The 16,819-nt window shown below is 39.6% G+C and carries 14 protein-coding genes; 7 read left to right on the top strand and 7 right to left on the bottom strand.

The genetic code is table 11. The features are described 5' to 3' along the window. Window positions 1–135 precede the first annotated feature (135 nt). The gene (locus H5183_RS12565) at window positions 136–501 is read right to left on the bottom strand and encodes a response regulator (protein ID WP_182731831.1); all 366 of its coding nucleotides are present in this window, start codon (window positions 499–501) and stop codon (window positions 136–138) included. A gap of 283 nt (window positions 502–784) precedes the next feature. Between H5183_RS12565 and H5183_RS12560 the strand changes: the two genes are divergently transcribed. Both H5183_RS12560 and rdgC read left to right on the top strand, forming a co-directional pair. After that, complete coding sequence (locus H5183_RS12560) at window positions 785–2,548, top strand: HAMP domain-containing sensor histidine kinase (RefSeq protein WP_145241149.1); 1,764 nt, start codon at window positions 785–787, stop codon at window positions 2,546–2,548. A gap of 121 nt (window positions 2,549–2,669) precedes the next feature. Continuing rightward, window positions 2,670–3,581 carry a recombination-associated protein RdgC gene (rdgC, locus tag H5183_RS12555; RefSeq protein WP_145241151.1) on the top strand — a complete coding sequence of 304 codons (912 nt, stop codon included), beginning with the start codon at window positions 2,670–2,672 and terminating at the stop codon, window positions 3,579–3,581. A gap of 66 nt (window positions 3,582–3,647) precedes the next feature. Here the strand turns inward: rdgC and H5183_RS12550 are convergent, their stop codons facing one another. Then, complete coding sequence (locus tag H5183_RS12550) at window positions 3,648–4,487, bottom strand: HDOD domain-containing protein (protein ID WP_145241153.1); 840 nt, start codon at window positions 4,485–4,487, stop codon at window positions 3,648–3,650. Between the two features lie 283 nt (window positions 4,488–4,770). Here H5183_RS12550 and H5183_RS12545 point away from each other — a divergent pair, with 283 nt between their 5' ends. Further along, complete coding sequence (locus H5183_RS12545) at window positions 4,771–6,471, top strand: dipeptidyl-peptidase 3 family protein (RefSeq protein ID WP_182731830.1); 1,701 nt, start codon at window positions 4,771–4,773, stop codon at window positions 6,469–6,471. 67 nt (window positions 6,472–6,538) lie between these two features. Here H5183_RS12545 and H5183_RS12540 read toward each other — a convergent pair whose 3' ends face one another. Together H5183_RS12540 and H5183_RS12535 are read right to left on the bottom strand one after the other, a co-directional pair. Then, on the bottom strand, window positions 6,539–7,282 hold the full coding sequence (locus H5183_RS12540; protein ID WP_182731829.1) for an ABC transporter substrate-binding protein: 744 nt from the start codon (window positions 7,280–7,282) through the stop codon (window positions 6,539–6,541). Window positions 7,283–7,417: 135 nt separating this feature from the next. Further along, on the bottom strand, window positions 7,418–7,813 hold the full coding sequence (locus H5183_RS12535) for an HIT domain-containing protein (RefSeq protein ID WP_145241160.1): 396 nt from the start codon (window positions 7,811–7,813) through the stop codon (window positions 7,418–7,420). Between the two features lie 116 nt (window positions 7,814–7,929). Here H5183_RS12535 and H5183_RS12530 point away from each other — a divergent pair, with 116 nt between their 5' ends. Both H5183_RS12530 and H5183_RS12525 read left to right on the top strand, forming a co-directional pair. After that, window positions 7,930–10,155 carry a S9 family peptidase gene (locus H5183_RS12530; protein WP_145241162.1) on the top strand — a complete coding sequence of 742 codons (2,226 nt, stop codon included), beginning with the start codon at window positions 7,930–7,932 and terminating at the stop codon, window positions 10,153–10,155. 177 nt (window positions 10,156–10,332) lie between these two features. After that, entirely contained in the window at window positions 10,333–11,970 is a 1,638-nt protein-coding gene (locus H5183_RS12525; RefSeq protein ID WP_182731828.1) for a methyl-accepting chemotaxis protein, read from the top strand. 70 nt (window positions 11,971–12,040) lie between these two features. Here the strand turns inward: H5183_RS12525 and H5183_RS12520 are convergent, their stop codons facing one another. The 3 genes from H5183_RS12520 to H5183_RS12510 all read right to left on the bottom strand — a co-directional run bounded on the left by H5183_RS12520 (window position 12,041) and on the right by H5183_RS12510 (window position 15,062). After that, the gene (locus tag H5183_RS12520) at window positions 12,041–13,564 is read right to left on the bottom strand and encodes a leucyl aminopeptidase family protein (RefSeq protein WP_182718306.1); all 1,524 of its coding nucleotides are present in this window, start codon (window positions 13,562–13,564) and stop codon (window positions 12,041–12,043) included. A 175-nt stretch (window positions 13,565–13,739) separates the two neighbouring features. Then, window positions 13,740–14,792 carry a DNA polymerase IV gene (gene dinB, locus H5183_RS12515; RefSeq protein ID WP_145241168.1) on the bottom strand — a complete coding sequence of 351 codons (1,053 nt, stop codon included), beginning with the start codon at window positions 14,790–14,792 and terminating at the stop codon, window positions 13,740–13,742. A 66-nt stretch (window positions 14,793–14,858) separates the two neighbouring features. Then, window positions 14,859–15,062: a hypothetical protein gene (locus H5183_RS12510; RefSeq protein WP_145241170.1), complete on the bottom strand. Its 204-nt coding sequence runs from the start codon at window positions 15,060–15,062 to the stop codon at window positions 14,859–14,861. 146 nt (window positions 15,063–15,208) lie between these two features. Here H5183_RS12510 and H5183_RS12505 point away from each other — a divergent pair, with 146 nt between their 5' ends. Beyond that, on the top strand, window positions 15,209–15,640 hold the full coding sequence (locus H5183_RS12505) for a thioesterase family protein (protein WP_145241172.1): 432 nt from the start codon (window positions 15,209–15,211) through the stop codon (window positions 15,638–15,640). A 15-nt stretch (window positions 15,641–15,655) separates the two neighbouring features. Continuing rightward, window positions 15,656–16,708: an aldo/keto reductase gene (locus H5183_RS12500; protein WP_182731827.1), complete on the top strand. Its 1,053-nt coding sequence runs from the start codon at window positions 15,656–15,658 to the stop codon at window positions 16,706–16,708. The last annotated feature ends 111 nt before the right edge of the window (window positions 16,709–16,819 follow it).

The raw sequence follows: 16,819 nt of genomic DNA, 5'->3' as shown, positions 1-16,819 counted from the left end.
AGTAAGAATGGTGGTTGTAATAATAATGGTCAATGCGTGATTATTTGTTTTCATAGCCCTTAGACTGCCTTAAACAGGGCTATTCTGTCAACCCCAAATAAAAAGATAAATTATGCCTTTTGATTATAAAGAAATCTAATGAATGCCAAATTTATGCAGTATTTCATTTAATCTTGTTTTATCTATCGGCTTATCAACGAAGGCTATAGCTCCCAACTTAGCGACGCGTTGTTTCATTTCAAGTTGAATATCTGCCGAAATTACCAGCACAAAGCATTCAATTTTTTGTGCTTTAATACCTTCAAGAACTTGTACTCCATCAACTTCGGGCATAGTTAAGTCAAGACACAGTAAATCGAAGTTATGTATATGCATTAACTCTAACGCTTCACGGCCATTTTTTGCTTGCATAATATCTGCTGAGATACACTCATTTAAACAGCGTATAACTTGTTTGCGTGCTACTGTTGAATCATCACACACCAGTACGGAAAAATTCATAATATAGACAACTAAAAATACGGATAATAGATTACTGAGCAGACAACTTATCACTCAATAAATAACGATGTTGTAGTAATGTTGTGATTTTATAACACAAAAATTTAACAGCGATAAGCTTAAGTTTTTGCTAAAAAAAGAAAAATTAACAATGTTTGTACTGTTAAATAAGATTATTTTATTTATTTTTAAACATTTATTAGCTAACTTTAATACTGAGTGTACTCGTTGCTAGGGTATTAATTAAGCTTTGTAAAAAAAATAAAGGAGCTATAGGCCACCGATGCTACAAAAAAGCCTATCAAAAAAGCTACTTACCAGCGTGTTATCCGTCTACTTTTTATTAACTTTTGTAGTCACGTGCGGGCAAGTTATTGCAGAATATGTAAACACGAAAGATTATATACGTGACGAACTGACGACCTTACAAAAAACATTTAGTCGTAGTTTAACCCGTGCTATTTGGGAGCTAAACACTAAACAAACCATCACCACAGCAGAAGGCTTATTAGCAATTCCAATGATTGAGGGTATTATTGTACGTGATGATAGCGGCGAGATAATCTCACAATTAGGTCGCTCACTCGATATTCGCGAGCTATATAGCCAACAATTAGTACAAGAAGAAGCGATTATCGAAGATACTCCATCTGGCTTATTCGGTTATACCTTTCCATTGATCTTTGAATTTTCTGGCCGCGCCACCCAAGTTGGTGATGTCACGCTATTTTCGAGCCGAGAAGTGGTATTTAGTCGCATTATGATCTCAATTTATTTTTTAATTGGCAATGCGATGATCAAAACTACATTTTTAATCATCTTATTCTTAATGGCATTTAGAAAACTACTCACTGAACCTCTAGCACAACTAACAGAGCAAATTGAAGATCTTCAATTAGATGACCTCGAAGGTCAACATATCGAAATTGAAACAACTGAGCACAACGAATTAAAAGTAATGGAACAATCATTCAATAAGTTGATCGATAAAGTTGTGCAATACCGCAAAGAGCTTGAACAAACTCAAAAAGCATTGATAATAAGTAACGAAAAGCTCGATCAGCAAAATCTACAACTTGAACAAGAAGTGGCACGTAAAACATCAAATTTAAGTCAAGCTATGATGGATTTACAGCAACAAAAATACGAGTTGGAAAAACAAAAACTAACGCTCACCGAAGAAGTTGATTTGCGTCGCCATACTGAGCAAGAGCTACTAACTAAACAAACTGAAATGCAACGTTATGTTGATGAACTCAATATGGCGCAAGAGCGTTTAGTCAGCTCAGAAAAAATGGCCGCTTTGGGTGGTTTAGTTGCCGGTATTACCCACGATATCAATACCCCGGTCGGTATAGGGGTTACTGCCACATCCTTTTTGCAAGAGCGTTTAATACAAATTGAAAACGCTTACAAAGAGAAAACACTCTCGCCTAAAGCACTTGAGGAGTTTATTAATGATGCCAAACAAAGTACTAGCCTATTAACCACTAACCTAGACCGTGCTTCAGAGCTGGTTGCCAGCTTTAAGCAAATTGCGGTTGATCAAGCCAGTGAAGCTGTGCGAACTATCAACCTAAAAGAATATCTAGGTGAAATTATTCGCTCATTACACCCTAAGATAAAAAATACCAGTCATCATATTAATTTAGATTGCCCGGTAGATTTAACCTTAAATCTACCTGCTGGTGCTATCAGTCAAATTTTTACCAATTTGATTATGAATTCATTGATCCACGGATTCGATGGTGTCAGCAATGGCATTATAGACATTGCTATTAAAGATGAAGATGACCAAGTGATTATCGACTTTAAAGATAATGGCAATGGCGTTACCGAACAGCAACTTGAAAAACTGTTTGATCCGTTTTTTACGACTAAACGCGATCAAGGCGGCAGTGGTCTGGGCACACACATTACTTTCAATTTGGTCAAGCAAACCTTGAGCGGCGAAATCGATGCGACAAGCTCACCGGGGAACGGCTTGCATTATCATATTAGTTTCCCTAAAGACATGCCAAAACCTTTGTCTATATTTAATAACTAATGCGCCGAGACTGTTTGCCTAACACTTTGCTTAATTGCTAAACGTTTGGCCAATCAGTCATTTGCGCATCAGCTTTTTATTGTTATGATTGGGTAAATTTACCGAATGGATCAATCTCCCTATGTGGTTTAGTAACCTTATTTGTTACCGCTTTAAGCAAGACGTGTCGTACACCCAAGAAGACTTTGAGAAAGCCTTAGAGCAAGATTTATTTCGCCCTTGCGGTAGTCAAGATTTAAGTACATTTGGCTGGACCAAAGCCTTTGGTAAACATGGTGATACCCTTTCCCATTTCTCGCAAAAGAGTATTTTGGTTTGTGCTAAACGTGAAGAAAAAGTACTTCCTGCATCCGTTATCAACGATATGGTTGCTGAAAAAATAGAACTTATCGAAGCAGAAGAAAATCGCCCTGTTAAGAAAAAAGAAAAAGACGAGCTCAAAGAAAATATCCTCCATAGCTTATTACCGCAAGCCTTTAAAAAGTCGAGTTTACAGTTTGCCTTTATTGACCAAGAAAATGGCTGGGTAGTCGTCAACAGTGGTAGCTTTAATAAAGCAGAAGAGTTACTAGCACTACTTCGCAAATCACTAGGTACATTGCCGGTAGTTCCTGCATTTGCAAACTATGACTTAGATGTGTTTTTAACGGACTGGTTAACTAACTTCAGTACACCTGAGGGCTTTGCTATTGGCTCTGACGCAGAGCTTGAAGAAGCAGACGATAGCGGTGCTCAAGTTAAGCTTAAAGGCCATGATTTAGCCTGTGATGAAGTTAAATCGCACCTTGAAAGCGGTAAGCGAGTAACAAAACTTGCACTAGATTGGCAAGAGCGCCTGAAGTTCATGCTGCAAAATGATGGCTCTATTAAGCGCTTAAGCTACTCTGAAACATTAAAAGAAGAAAACGCCGACATCCCTAAAGAAGATATGTTGGTCAAACTTGATGCTGACTTTATTCTCGCCTCTGAAGAAATTAAACTAATGCTAGAAGAACTTACGGCTGGTTTAGGTGACGTGGAAGATTTAGCCTAAATTTTGACTAAGTTTTAAATACTAAAAAAGCGCCCTATTGGCGCTTTTTTTAACTGACGAATTAACTTAACTAAATACCGATTTCACATCATCGAGCATATCGTTATATTCATCACTTGAGAAGATATCAAGTGATGGGATCACACCTTTATCAATATAAGTTTGTAATGCTGCAGACTTATCTGAAACTTGTAAAATACCTTCCATAATCGCGCCAATACGAATGAAATCAACATAGCTAATATGCTCTGGGCGATAGTTAGGATTGGCCCAGCTTTCTGCTACTTCAACAAATTCATCAGTAAACTCCCAAGCACGCATGATGGCTCCCCCTACTTTACCGCTAAGCTTTTGAATCGCATGCGCTAAAAAGCTTGGATTGGCAAATACTTCCGGGTGACGTTCCGCTTCAGTCAAAATAGGCAATACACCAATATTATAAACTAGTGATGCCAGTGTAATGGTGTCACGATTCAATGAGGTCTGCTTGTTTTTCTTAAGGAAAAACTCCATCACAGTAATTGAGTGACATGCTACTTTTAAGGTCTTCTGCCATGCCTTATCCATGTAACCTTTGATCAGCTCATTATTTGAAACAAACAGTTGCTCCATCGCCATTGCTGTTGCGATATTTTTGATTTGACGCAGACCAATACGCGTTACCGCTTGATTTATATTAGAAACTTTAACTGTTCGCCCCATAAAAGCACTATTTGCGACTTTTATCATCCGTGCTGCTAATGCCGGATCATGAGAGATCACATCAGCCATTTGCGCTAAGTTTACATCTGGATTATCGGCAGCTTGACGTACACGAACCGCAACCTCAGGCAAGGTGGGTAAAACTAACGTGTCATTATTTATACGATCAACCAAAATGGTCAGTAGTGCGTTTTCTGTTGACATAAATGTGCCATCCTTTTGTATTGATTTGTTAATACACCCAAACCATGGAATGTTTATTTTTTATAAATACAGTATTGTCTAAGTTACCGCTAAAGTTAAGAAAATTACAGAAATTATATTAGTTTATTTTTCTACTACAGTTTATATCCCTTCGCTAAGACCATCACAACACAGGAAACTTGCTATTTACGCATAAGATTTGCTTTAATGCTGGCATAACAAGGAAGCGAAATACCCTCTCAAGGGTATCTATAATTAAACTTACTTTTTAACAGGCAATATAATGACTCTCAATAAAATTAGCCAAGCACTTATTCTCACCGGTGCCGTTTTTCTTAGTGCATGTTCAGATCAAGCCAGCGCACCTAAAGCGTCAACTGACGCAGCAGCCTCAATTAAGCAAGTACAAGATAGCGGCCCACAACTTGTTAACGCTGACACTAGTCGCCTTGATATCTATACCGATTTTAGTTTAACGACTGATTTATCACATTTAAGCGACAACCAAAAAGCGTTAATAGCAAAACTTATTGATGCGTCTAAAATTATGGATGATCTATTCTGGCGCCAAGCATTTGGTGAAGATAAAGCGGCATTTTTAGCCAAAATCAATGATCCTAAAGTACAAAAATTTGCCGATATTAACTATGGACCATGGGATAGATTAAATGGCGATCAAGTCTTTTTGTCAGGCTATGAAGATAAAACAGCCGGAGCTCAATTTTATCCAGCCGATATCACTAAAGAAGAGCTAAACAAGGCTGACGTAGCAGATAAAAATGGCCTGTATTCAGTCATTAAGCGAGATGAGCAAGGCAAGCTATATAGCGTTGCCTATTCGGTTGAATATGCTCAAGCCCTTGAAAAAGCGGCTAACTTATTACGTGAGGCGAGCAAGCTTGCCGATGATAAAGAGTTTGCTAGTTACCTGAATTTACGTGCAGATGCACTACAAAACGATGATTATCAAGCATCAGACTTTGCTTGGATGGACATGAAGAACAACCCCATCGATATCGTTATTGGTCCAATCGAAACCTATGAAGATCAATTGTTCGGCTCTCGCGCAGCCTTCGAATCGTATGTATTAGTGAAAGATTTAGCATGGTCAGAGCGCCTTGCTAAATTTGCAGCATTTTTACCAGAGCTACAAAAAGGCCTCCCTGTTGATGGCAAATACAAACAAGAAGTGCCTGGCTCTGATGCGGACTTAAATGCATATGATGTTGTTTACTACGCAGGCCATTCTAATGCTGGCAGTAAAACTATTGCTATTAACTTACCAAATGACGAACAAGTACAACTTGAAAAAGGCACTCGCCGTTTACAACTGAAAAATGCTATGCGCGCTAAGTTTGATAAAATATTGGTGCCAATTGCTGAGCAGTTAATTGTTCCTGAGCAACGTAAACACATTACTTTCGATGCATTTTTTGCCAATACCATGTTCCATGAAGTCGCTCATGGTTTAGGGATAAAAAATACTATCACAGGTAAAGGCACTGTTCGTCAGTCTTTACAAGAACATGCCAGTGCTTTAGAAGAAGGCAAAGCCGATATCTTAGGCTTGTACATGGTTGAGCAGTTACTCAAAAAAGGTGAGATCACTGAGGGAACACTTGAAGATTATTACATCACTTTTATGGCCGGTATTTTCCGCTCAGTGCGTTTTGGCGCATCAAGTGCCCATGGTAAAGCAAATATGATCCGCTTTAACTTTTTCGCAGAAGAAGGTGCATTCTCTAAAAATGAGCAAGGCCTTTACAGCGTAAATATGGAAAAAATGGGCCAAGCAATGGCCAAGCTATCTGGTTTGATCTTAACCTTACAAGGTGATGGTGATTATGAGAAAGTCGATCAACTGATTGCCACACATGGTGATATCAAAGTGGAACTTGCTAAAGATTTAGAAAAACTAAGCCAAGCAAATATTCCTGTAGATGTCACCTTTAAACAAGGTAAGAAAGAGTTAGGTTTAAAATAATATAATTAATACTAAAAAGGCGTTTTAAGGGCTCACCTAAAACGCCTTTTTTAATTCAATATTGCTATTACGGGAATGCTAAACCATATTTTTCACTCATTTTTTTTACTTCACCATTAGCAATCATATTATTTAATTCTTTATCGAATAAGGTAATAAACTCATTTAAATTACGTTTTTTTGAAAAACCAAAATAGCCTTTATTAACAATTAATGGCGGTTGTAACTGTTTAACTTGATTAGCTAAACTTAACTGCTTAATAACGAGCTGTGCGGCTCTTGGATGAGTCACTATAATATCGACACGGTCATGAATTAATTGCAAAAAACTGGCTTCTACAGTACCCACTTCAGAAACTTCCAACTGACTTTTATATTGCTCAAAATCGTCACCATAGTTCCAACCTCTTGTTAATCCTACCGATAACTCTTTTAATGTTTCTAAATTATTATGCCACTGGAATTCATTACTATTTTTGACATAAAAAACCAGCGGATCTTGATAGAAAGCAGCCTCACTATAAACCATATATTGCTCTCTAATAGCCGACTTATAAGGGCCTATAAATGCATCAGCTTTGCCAAGTTCAATCATTTTTAGCGCCCGTTTAAATGGCAAAATATCAATTTTAATTTGGCAACCTAAACGCAGGCAAATCTCACCTGCGATGTCGGCGCCTAAGCCTTCTATTTGACCTTGTTCATTTTTTTCAAGTACCGACGGAAAGGTGGTACCAACAAAGTAAAATGTATTTGCAGCACTGTGATGCGAAAATACAATTAACAAGGTAAACAATACAAAAGCTTTCATCCGTTAATTTGCAATCCTTATATACTGAATGTAATAAACAGCCACAACTTAGTGACCCTAAGCATAGTCTATTTTCACCCAACTAAAAGTCATAATTCCATGATAAAATTCTGTTATATAAACACTCAACCACGATTAAAAATGTGTTTTTAAACGTGCCAATTGCTCTTCACTGTAAGGCACAGCGGGATACTTCCCCCATACTGGCGCAGGCCATGCGACATCGGTTTTATAGCGGGCAATATGATGAATATGTAACTGTGGAACCATGTTACCAAGCGCTGCGACATTAAGTTTATCTGGGTTAAGTACCTCCTTGAGGAGCCGACTTAACTTCGCTGACTCTTGCATTAGCAATAGCTGTTCAGACTCGCTTAGATCAATGCTCTCTTTTAAATTCGCTTTACGAGGCACTAAAATAAACCACGGGTATTGACTATCATTCATAAGTAACACTTTGCATAATGGCCAATCGGCCAGTTCAATACAATCACGTGCAAGTTCTGGGGCTAAAGAGAATTCAACGGTCATTTTTATTCCTTACAAATTAAGTGCATTACATTTTCGCTACTTTATAGCATTTAGTTGCAGTTGCCCACGCTTGGCTTTACCATCGTTGCAGTTTTTATTCGAGCGAAGGTAAACACGTGTTAAAAAAAATTAAACACCTCTCATACTTGCTACCTTTGGTGGCAACAGCCATCACAGTGCAAGCTAAGCCTCTTACTTTAGAACGTATTTTTGATGATCCAAGTTTAGCGGGTAAAGCACCTGTACAGCTTAAGTTTTCACCAGACGGTAGCCGAGTTACCTACCTGCAAGGTAAAAGCGACGATTACAACCGTTATGATTTATGGGAATATAATTTAAAAGATAACAAAAATCGTATTTTAGTCGACTCTGCCAAACTTTTTTCAGGCCCCGAAAACCTCTCAGACGAAGAAAAAGCACGCCGTGAGCGCCAACGTATTTTTGGTAAAGGTATTTTAGAATACAAATGGTCTAAAGACGGTAAAGCCTTGTTATTTCCACTTAATGGTGACCTCTATTATTACGAGCTAGGAGCAGGAAAAAGCCGTAAACTGACCGATACTGAGGCATTTGAAACCGACGCACGCTTTTCACCAAAAGGAAACTTTGTCTCGTTTGTCCGTGAACAAAATCTTTATGCGCTAAATCTTAAATCAGGTAAAGAAATTCAGCTGAGTAAAGATGGCGGCGGTGTGATCAAAAACGCCATGGCGGAGTTTGTCGCGCAAGAAGAAATGGGCCGAATGACAGGTTATTGGTGGTCTGGTGATGAATCAAAAATAGCCTTCACTCGCATTGACGAAAGCCCAGTTAAAGAAGCTATCCGCAATGAAATTTACGCTGATGAAGTGAAACTGTTTAACCAACGCTACCCATTTACCGGCACTAATAATGTAAAAATTCAACTTGGTGTGGTTAAGCTCGATAATCAAAAAACTGATTGGGTTGATTTAGGTAAAGACGAAGACATTTACATTGCCCGTGCAAAATGGTTAGAAGATGACAAAACCCTATCATATCAGTGGCAAAACCGCTCACAGCACAACTTAGAATTGCGCTTTTATAACAGCGAAACAACAGAGCAAAAAGTCGCCTTAACAGAAACTAGTGATACCTGGATCAACTTACATTTTGATCTACAGTTTTTGAAAGACAAAAAACATTTTGTTTGGGCCTCTGAGCGCAATGGCTTTAAGCATTTATATCTATATCGTACCAATGGTAAGTTAGTGCGTCAGATCACCGATGGTGACTGGGTGGTTGATAGCTTAAAAGGTATTGATGAGAAAAAAGGCATTGTCTACTTTGCCGGACGCAAAGACACGCCTTTGGAAAGCCAGCTATACAGTGTTCCACTGTTTAAAAAGGGCGATATTAAACGTATCACTGAGCAAGGTGCTTATCACAATGTGGTAATGGCAAAAGACAGTAAAACTTTTATTGATAACAGTTCATCGGTCAACAAGCCAAACTCAGCTGCACTGCGTAAAGTAAACGGTGAATTTGTTACTTGGTTAGAACAAAATAAACTTGATGAAAACCATCCTCTGACCCCTTATCTTGCTGATCTAGCTGAGCCTGAATATGGCACTTTGACTGCTGATGATGGTCAAGTGATGCACTATCGTTTATTTAAACCTGCAACGGTAAATGATGGTAAAAAACACCCTGTTCTTGTCAATGTCTATGGCGGCCCGCACGCACAACGCGTAACCAATAGTTGGCGCAGCAAAAACTTATATTTCCAATATATGGCACAGCAAGGTTATGTAGTGTTCCAATTAGATAACCGTGGTTCGTATAATCGTGGTAAAAAGTTTGAAGATGCCATTTACAAACATTTAGGTGTGGTTGAAGTGGCTGATCAAATAAAAGGCGTCGAATTTTTACGTACGCTTGATTATGTTGACCCACAACGTATTGGTATTTATGGTCACAGTTACGGTGGCTATATGGCATTAATGACCATGTTTAAAGCTGGTGATTATTTTCAAGCAGGTGTATCTGGAGCGCCAGTGACTGATTGGGCACTGTATGATACTCACTATACCGAGCGTTATTTAGGACATCCTGATACAAATGCCAAAGGCTATGCAGACAGTGCGGTATTTCCATACGCAGATGGCTTGAAAGGGCCATTAATGATCTACCATGGTATGGCCGACGATAACGTATTGTTTACCCATGCCACTAAGTTATTTAAACAATTGCAAGATAACGAAAAGCAATTTGAAATGATGACTTATCCTGGTTCCAAGCACAGCTTACGGGGTAAACAAGTGCAAACTCACTTGCATCAAACAATCACTAACTTCTTTAATCGTCATTTTGATGTAGAGTAAATCAGTAATGACCGCATAAAGGCTGATTGAAAAATCAGCCTTTTTTTTGACTTAATGATAATCCTATTTATTTAAAAACTTTAGACCAAAACAAGGGACAGTTAACTAGATTTTAAAGTAATATTTACTACGCTTAATATATGCGCGCCTTCTGCGAGCACTTCTAAAGGATTTTTTATGTCGTACCTACGCCGTTTTACTATTTTTCAGCGCTTAGCTATTTTGGTAAGTTTGGTCGTTGTTGGTTTACTTTTTTTAAGTATTACTAGTTTAACTCAGCAATATGGTTCACTCAAAGCAGGCCAATATACGAAAACTAAAAATCTGGTTGAAGCTGCTTATAGCGTTATTACCCATTATCATTCATTACAACAAAGCGGCGAACTCACCGAGCAACAAGCCCAACAAGGTGCTCTAGCTACAATAGCTAGTATTCGCTATGACAATGACAATTACTTCTGGATCAATAATTTTCAGCCAGCCATGGTTATGCATCCTTTTAAACCAGAATTAAACGGTAAATCACTCAGCAACAGTAAAGACCCAGATGGCGTACCGTTATTTGTTGAAATGGTTAAAATAGTTAAGCAAAGTGGTGAAGGTTTTATCCCTTACAAATGGCCTAAACCAGGTAAAGATCAACCAGTTGATAAAATAGCCTATGTGAAAGGTTTTACCCCGTGGCAATGGATAGTCGGTTCAGGTGTTTATATTGATACTATTGATAACGCTTTTGCCAGCTTACGGAATTTAGTTATTCTCAATGCCGCAGTGATTATTTTGCTGTTAATTAGTTTAAGTTACTTAATCGCCAGAAGTATTTTACTGCCAACTCGGCTTGCTGCAAATATGATGAAAAGTATCTCTCAAGGTGAAGGGGATTTAACCCAAACCTTAGATGAAAATGGTAATGATGAGGTATCACGATTATCTCGCCACTTTAATTTATTTACTACCAAAATGCGTGAGTCACTTAAACAAGTGGCAAATAATGCCAATGATGTTAACCAGCATGCCCAAACAGTGGATGATGCGAGTAAAACCAATCATTCTTTTATTGAACTGCAAAACGATAGCTCAACGCAAGTCGCTGCAGCAATGGAGCAAATGACCCACCAAATTCATGATGTAAGTCGCAATGCCGAAGCGGCTGAACAAGCCGCTAACCAAGCCGCGGTGAATGCATCTGAAGGTAAAGAAGTCGTTGCTAAAACAATTCAAGCCATAGAAACACTGTCCAAAAATATTGAGACTGTGAGTCAAGTTACTGCTGATTTAGCTCAAGAAAGTAATAATATAGGATCGGTACTAGACGTGATCCGCGGTATTGCGGAGCAAACCAATTTACTGGCACTCAATGCTGCAATCGAAGCGGCACGTGCTGGCGAACAAGGCCGAGGGTTTGCCGTTGTAGCTGATGAAGTACGCACTCTTGCAAGTCGCACAGGCAAGAGCACAGACGAAATTCAGGCGATGATAGCCAAATTACAAAAAGGCGCAAAGGCGGCTGTAGAGGCGGTAACAGCTAGCCAACAATTATCCACCAGCACAGTACAACAAGCCGGATCTGCCAATACCTCATTAACTGAAATTGAACGTCTGGTGTCGGTGATCACCGATATGAATGGTCAAATAGCCCGTGCGACGGAGCAACAATCAAGCGCCGCTGATGAAGTCAATTTGCGAATTAATGAACTATCGCAATCAACCGAACAATCTCTGGCCAATACATCACAACTTTCTGGTGCAAGCGATAATCTTAAACACAGTAGCCAACAGCTAACTGATGTGGTTAATCGCTTTAAATTAGATTAATTAACAAAAACAAATTACAAAAAAGCCCCGTCATTTTATATGACGGGGCTGTTGTATTTAATACTGCTTATTATAAGCAGTAACGAGCAAATAAACTGCTTAAGCCTGCTGCAGTTGGTTTACCGTGCTGCCAATCACCACCTTCAACACCACTACCGGCAATATCCATATGCACATAAGGTAAAGGCTGTGCTGACTCACAACCATGCTTATCAAGGCCACCAACAATAGCTAAAAATGCCATAGGGAACTGATGACCACGTGCGGTAACTGCTGATGCTGCATTGTTACTTGATAATACGTCATCAGCTAAAGTACGCGGTTTAATAAAATCATAGTCTTCGCGACGGCTGCGAGAAACTTCTGCACCATCAGCCCATAAGTCACCACTGTCAGCCAGCTTACGAGAAATATTAGCCGCACGTGCAGGGCCATTTTCAACGTATGCACTGTAAGGTCCCATTGCACGAGCTGCATGTCCGGTTAACGTTGCGACCGTAAAGATTTCAGGATTAACTTCTCCTTTTGCTAAATCTTTCATCTCGCTGAGTAAATCCCCCATAGCTAAGCGCCCTTCTGCATCCGTATTACCGATGCGAACACGTACGCCCTCACGGCTAGTAATAATTTCATCTGGTACAAAACAATCAGAACCAATTGAATTACGAACTACCGCTAAGTAAGCAATAACTTTAACGCCTTGTGGTTGAAAGTCTGCCACTGATTTCATAAAACCAGCAACAGAGGCTGCGCCGCCTTTATCACGGCTCATACCGGCCATATGCCCGCCCACTTTTAAATCGGCACCACCGGTGTCATATACTAAGCCTTTACCGACAAACATTAAGGTACGTGTTACTTCGCCCTCTGGTACATATTCAAGTTTTACAACACGAGGGTGATGACGCTCAACCGCATATGAAGCGCGAGCCACGGTACTCATCATCGGGTACTCTTTATCAATCGTGGCAATATCTGCAATCACTGCAACATTGACCTTGCTGCCTTTAAATAAATCTACACAGTAATCAGCAAAACGTGGTGGCGCCATACGCTCAGGCTCAGTGCCACATAAATCACGAGCAGCATACTGCCCTGCGGCAATGGCATTTACTGCTTTAATTGTTTGCTCATTAGCACCAAACAAGGCTATTTGAGTGATCGGTTCAATGCTTTCACCATGAAACTCGCGCGCCTCAAGCGGCTGCCACAACGCTTGGCAAGCACCAAGATAAGCAACTTCTAAGGCATACTGATAACGGCTATCTTGGCTTGCTTGTGGTAAGTAAATAGCAGGTTTTGTACTGCCTGATGCTTTAGCTTCATTGATAGCCAATTTAGCTGCATCAAAATAACGACGTACATCGTCATAATCACGATTTAATGGACCTGTCGGCGCTAAAATTACCCTTTTAGAATCAACAACAAGCAGCGTGACTTGCTTACCAATACGTGCATCAACCGCCATTTGCGCTTTAATAGCTTGGCTTAGATTCGGGTCGTCTAACTCAGAAAAGTTATCGGCAATAATAATAAGCGCATCATGTTTTGCGTTATCTAATTGCGGGGCTGCAACTGCGTGAGGATATGCCATAAAAAAAGGTCCTGTTGTCAAAATACGTAGGAACTTATTATCATTGATTTAAATAGCTATTGCCAGCAATGTACGACGAGCTAACATAACGCTGGCAACTTGGAGTTACAGTGTAAAATACAGCATTTACTCACTGCCCACTTATCATTTATTGAAGCAAATAGCGCGCAGTATCTTAATCTAATATACTCAGCTGTACATGTTGCTGCGGTTCATTTTTAACACCGACCCCTACACCGAGTAACCGCACTGGCTGCTGCAAGCCACGTTGATATGCTTTGCTCAGCAGCTCAGCCAAGATAGTTTCATCAAGTCGGTGGCAAGTTTGATCGGCCGATGTCACCACAAAATTAGCAAACTTGACTTTGACACTGAGTTTATTTATGCGTTGCTCTAATTGCTGTTTTGTTAATCGACGTTGAAGCTCAGCCAATAATATTGGCAATTGATCTAAACACGCTTGTAAGCTGGTTTTATTATATTCATAGGTATGCTCAACACTGAGCGATTTACGGGTACGTTCTGTGGATACTTTACCAATATGTAAACCGGCACATTTTTGATACAGCGAGACCCCAAAGTTACCAACGTGTTGCTGCATCCAATTAACCCCTTTAGCGCGCACATCAGCACCGGTGTATAAGCCTTTTAAATTGAGTTTTTCAAGGGTAACCTTACCGACCCCGGGTATTTTACCCAAAGGTAATTGCGCTAAAAAGTCATCCACTTGCTCAGGCAATACTACAAATTGACCATTCGGTTTATTTTCATCACTGGCAATTTTGGCAATAAATTTTATCGGCGCAATTCCAGCCGAAGCAGTTAAACCGGTGGCTGCAAAAATATCGGCGCGGATCTGCTCTGCCATTAAGGTCGCACTACCATGGCATGCATTACTTTCAGTCACATCAAGGTAAGCTTCATCTAAAGAAAGAGGCTCTATAAGGTCGGTATAGCGCTGGAATACAGCACGAATTTGCGAAGAGGCTTGTTTATAAACTTGCATACGCCCTGGTACAATCACTAAATCTGGGCATAATTGTTTAGCACGGTAGTTAGACATCGCAGAGCGCACACCGTATTCGCGGGCGATGTAATTTGCTGTAGAGAGCACTCCACGGCGACTATTGCCACCAATTGCCAAAGGTACATTAGCAAGCGCGGGGTTATCGCGCATTTCGACCGCTGCGTAAAAGCAATCCATGTCAATATGAATAAACTTTTTCATTCCTCAAACCAAGCACTGTACAAATGAACAGTTATTATTCATTAAGTTTGATTTATTAGCAAGTCATCAGCTCGATGATTCTTGCTGTGAAGACTTTTTACGATTAAATAACCTCGCACCGAATAACCAAAAAGCACCTTCTAAAATAAAACCAACTACGATTAGTATCACCATCCCAGAAGCATTGCCCATCGCATAACAAACGAATGCCAAACAGATCACCACCAGTAGCGCTAAGCGTTTCATTATTTTTGCTGTCACTGTATTCATAATTAGCTCCTTTAAATCAGATTAAAGTATTCATTTACGTAACCGTGAACTACTAAAACTAGCACATTTTCACTGTTTTCCTAATTTTCTTGAGCTAAACAGCACCAATTGCTAATCTACGTTTTTACTTTAAAGAGCTGTAGAATATGCAATCATTTATAGAACAACATCCTATCCATACAGCAATTAATGTTGCTTGGGGAGAAATGGATGCCTTACAACATGTCAATAATGTGGTGTATTTTCGTTATTTCGAAACTGCTCGAATTGATTTTTTTAATCAAATAAATTTACTCGAAGATTTACAAACAACAGGTATTGGTCCTGTGATTAGTGAAAATAACGCGCGTTATAAACGCCCAGTCACATTTCCTGATACAGTGTTGGTAGGCGTTACCATCAGTGATATTCAAAAAGACCGTTTTATGATGCACTACAGCGTATTTAGCCAAGCGCAAAATGCCTTGACTACATTAGGGTCATCGCAAGTGGTGATGTTTAATTTTAAAACGGGTAAGAAAGCACAATTAAGTGAGCCATTATTGGCTGCATTACATAAGTACAGCCGAGAATCATAAAAGTAAGGAATCATTATGCGTTACAACCCACTTGGTAGCAGTGGTCTAAATGTGTCTCGTGTATGCTTAGGCAGCATGACGTGGGGCGTACAAAATAATCAAGCAGATGCTGATGAGCAAATTGCTTATGCCTTAGAGCATGGCGTAAACTTCATTGATACTGCAGAAATGTATGCCATACCTCCCACTCCTGATACCTACGGAAAGACAGAGCAAATTATCGGTAATTGGTTAGCGCGTAATCCAGGTAAGCGAGACGATATTGTGCTCGCCACTAAAATTGCTGGCAATGGCCTAGCTTGGATACGCGATGGCGGCGATATTACTCGTCAAGCAGTCGTTCATGCCGTTGACGAGTCATTAAAACGCCTACAAACCGATGTAATTGATTTATACCAACTGCATTGGCCGAATCGTCAATCACCGCACTTTAGCAAACATTGGCCAGGTATGATCCGTTTTAGTGACGCTAATACAGAGCAACACACAGCGGGTATGCTCGATATTCTTGAAGGTTTAAACGACTGTGTTAAAGCTGGTAAAATTAAACATTGTGGTCTCTCTGACGACACGCCATGGGGTATTAGCCAATTTTTACGGTTAAGTGAACAACACAATTTACCGCGCATGGTCTCTATTCAAAATGAATTTAGTTTATTACACGCTAAAGATTGGCCTTATCTAATAGAGCAATGTATTCACGAAGATATTGCTTATTTACCTTGGTCACCCTTAGCAGGCGGTATGTTAAGTGGAAAATATTTAAATGGCGCACGTCCCGATGGTAGCCGCTGGACACTGGTGCAGCGTAATGGTTTATTCCGTGACACAGCACAATCGCAACAAGCAATCAGCCACTATGTTGAAATTGCCCAGCAATACCAAATAACCCCAGCACAATTAGCGCTTGCATGGTGTGACCAAGTTGATGGTGTTACTTCTTCAATTATTGGTGCAACCAGCTTAGTACAACTAAAAGATGACATTGCCGCGTTCAACATCGAATTAAGCGAACAAGCTTTAACTGATATTGGTAATGTATTTAAGCAATACCCAATGCCATTTTAATCAATAAAGCCCAATCATTATCAATGCTTGGGCTTTCCACCAGATTAAAATACTTGAAAAACGACTTCTCACAAATAGTGAATCAAAAACCCCCACAAAAGCATTAAAAAA

Source organism: Pseudoalteromonas sp. SR44-8, assembly GCF_014163635.1.
In the GTDB taxonomy this organism is placed as follows: domain Bacteria; phylum Pseudomonadota; class Gammaproteobacteria; order Enterobacterales; family Alteromonadaceae; genus Pseudoalteromonas; species Pseudoalteromonas rhizosphaerae.
This window is presented reverse-complemented; position numbering and strand designations above follow the sequence as displayed.

What these genes read in the sequence shown, in the direction of transcription:
- H5183_RS12565 (WP_182731831.1), bottom strand. Translation starts at nt 501, where the DNA reads ATGAATTTTTCCGTACTGGTGTGTGATGATTCAACAGTAGCACGCAAA.
- H5183_RS12560 (WP_145241149.1), top strand. Translation starts at nt 785, where the DNA reads ATGCTACAAAAAAGCCTATCAAAAAAGCTACTTACCAGCGTGTTATCC.
- rdgC (WP_145241151.1), top strand. Translation starts at nt 2,670, where the DNA reads ATGTGGTTTAGTAACCTTATTTGTTACCGCTTTAAGCAAGACGTGTCG.
- H5183_RS12550 (WP_145241153.1), bottom strand. Translation starts at nt 4,487, where the DNA reads ATGTCAACAGAAAACGCACTACTGACCATTTTGGTTGATCGTATAAAT.
- H5183_RS12545 (WP_182731830.1), top strand. Translation starts at nt 4,771, where the DNA reads ATGACTCTCAATAAAATTAGCCAAGCACTTATTCTCACCGGTGCCGTT.
- H5183_RS12540 (WP_182731829.1), bottom strand. Translation starts at nt 7,282, where the DNA reads ATGAAAGCTTTTGTATTGTTTACCTTGTTAATTGTATTTTCGCATCAC.
- H5183_RS12535 (WP_145241160.1), bottom strand. Translation starts at nt 7,813, where the DNA reads ATGACCGTTGAATTCTCTTTAGCCCCAGAACTTGCACGTGATTGTATT.
- H5183_RS12525 (WP_182731828.1), top strand. Translation starts at nt 10,333, where the DNA reads ATGTCGTACCTACGCCGTTTTACTATTTTTCAGCGCTTAGCTATTTTG.
- H5183_RS12520 (WP_182718306.1), bottom strand. Translation starts at nt 13,564, where the DNA reads ATGGCATATCCTCACGCAGTTGCAGCCCCGCAATTAGATAACGCAAAA.
- dinB (WP_145241168.1), bottom strand. Translation starts at nt 14,792, where the DNA reads ATGAAAAAGTTTATTCATATTGACATGGATTGCTTTTACGCAGCGGTC.
- H5183_RS12510 (WP_145241170.1), bottom strand. Translation starts at nt 15,062, where the DNA reads ATGAATACAGTGACAGCAAAAATAATGAAACGCTTAGCGCTACTGGTG.
- H5183_RS12505 (WP_145241172.1), top strand. Translation starts at nt 15,209, where the DNA reads ATGCAATCATTTATAGAACAACATCCTATCCATACAGCAATTAATGTT.
- H5183_RS12500 (WP_182731827.1), top strand. Translation starts at nt 15,656, where the DNA reads ATGCGTTACAACCCACTTGGTAGCAGTGGTCTAAATGTGTCTCGTGTA.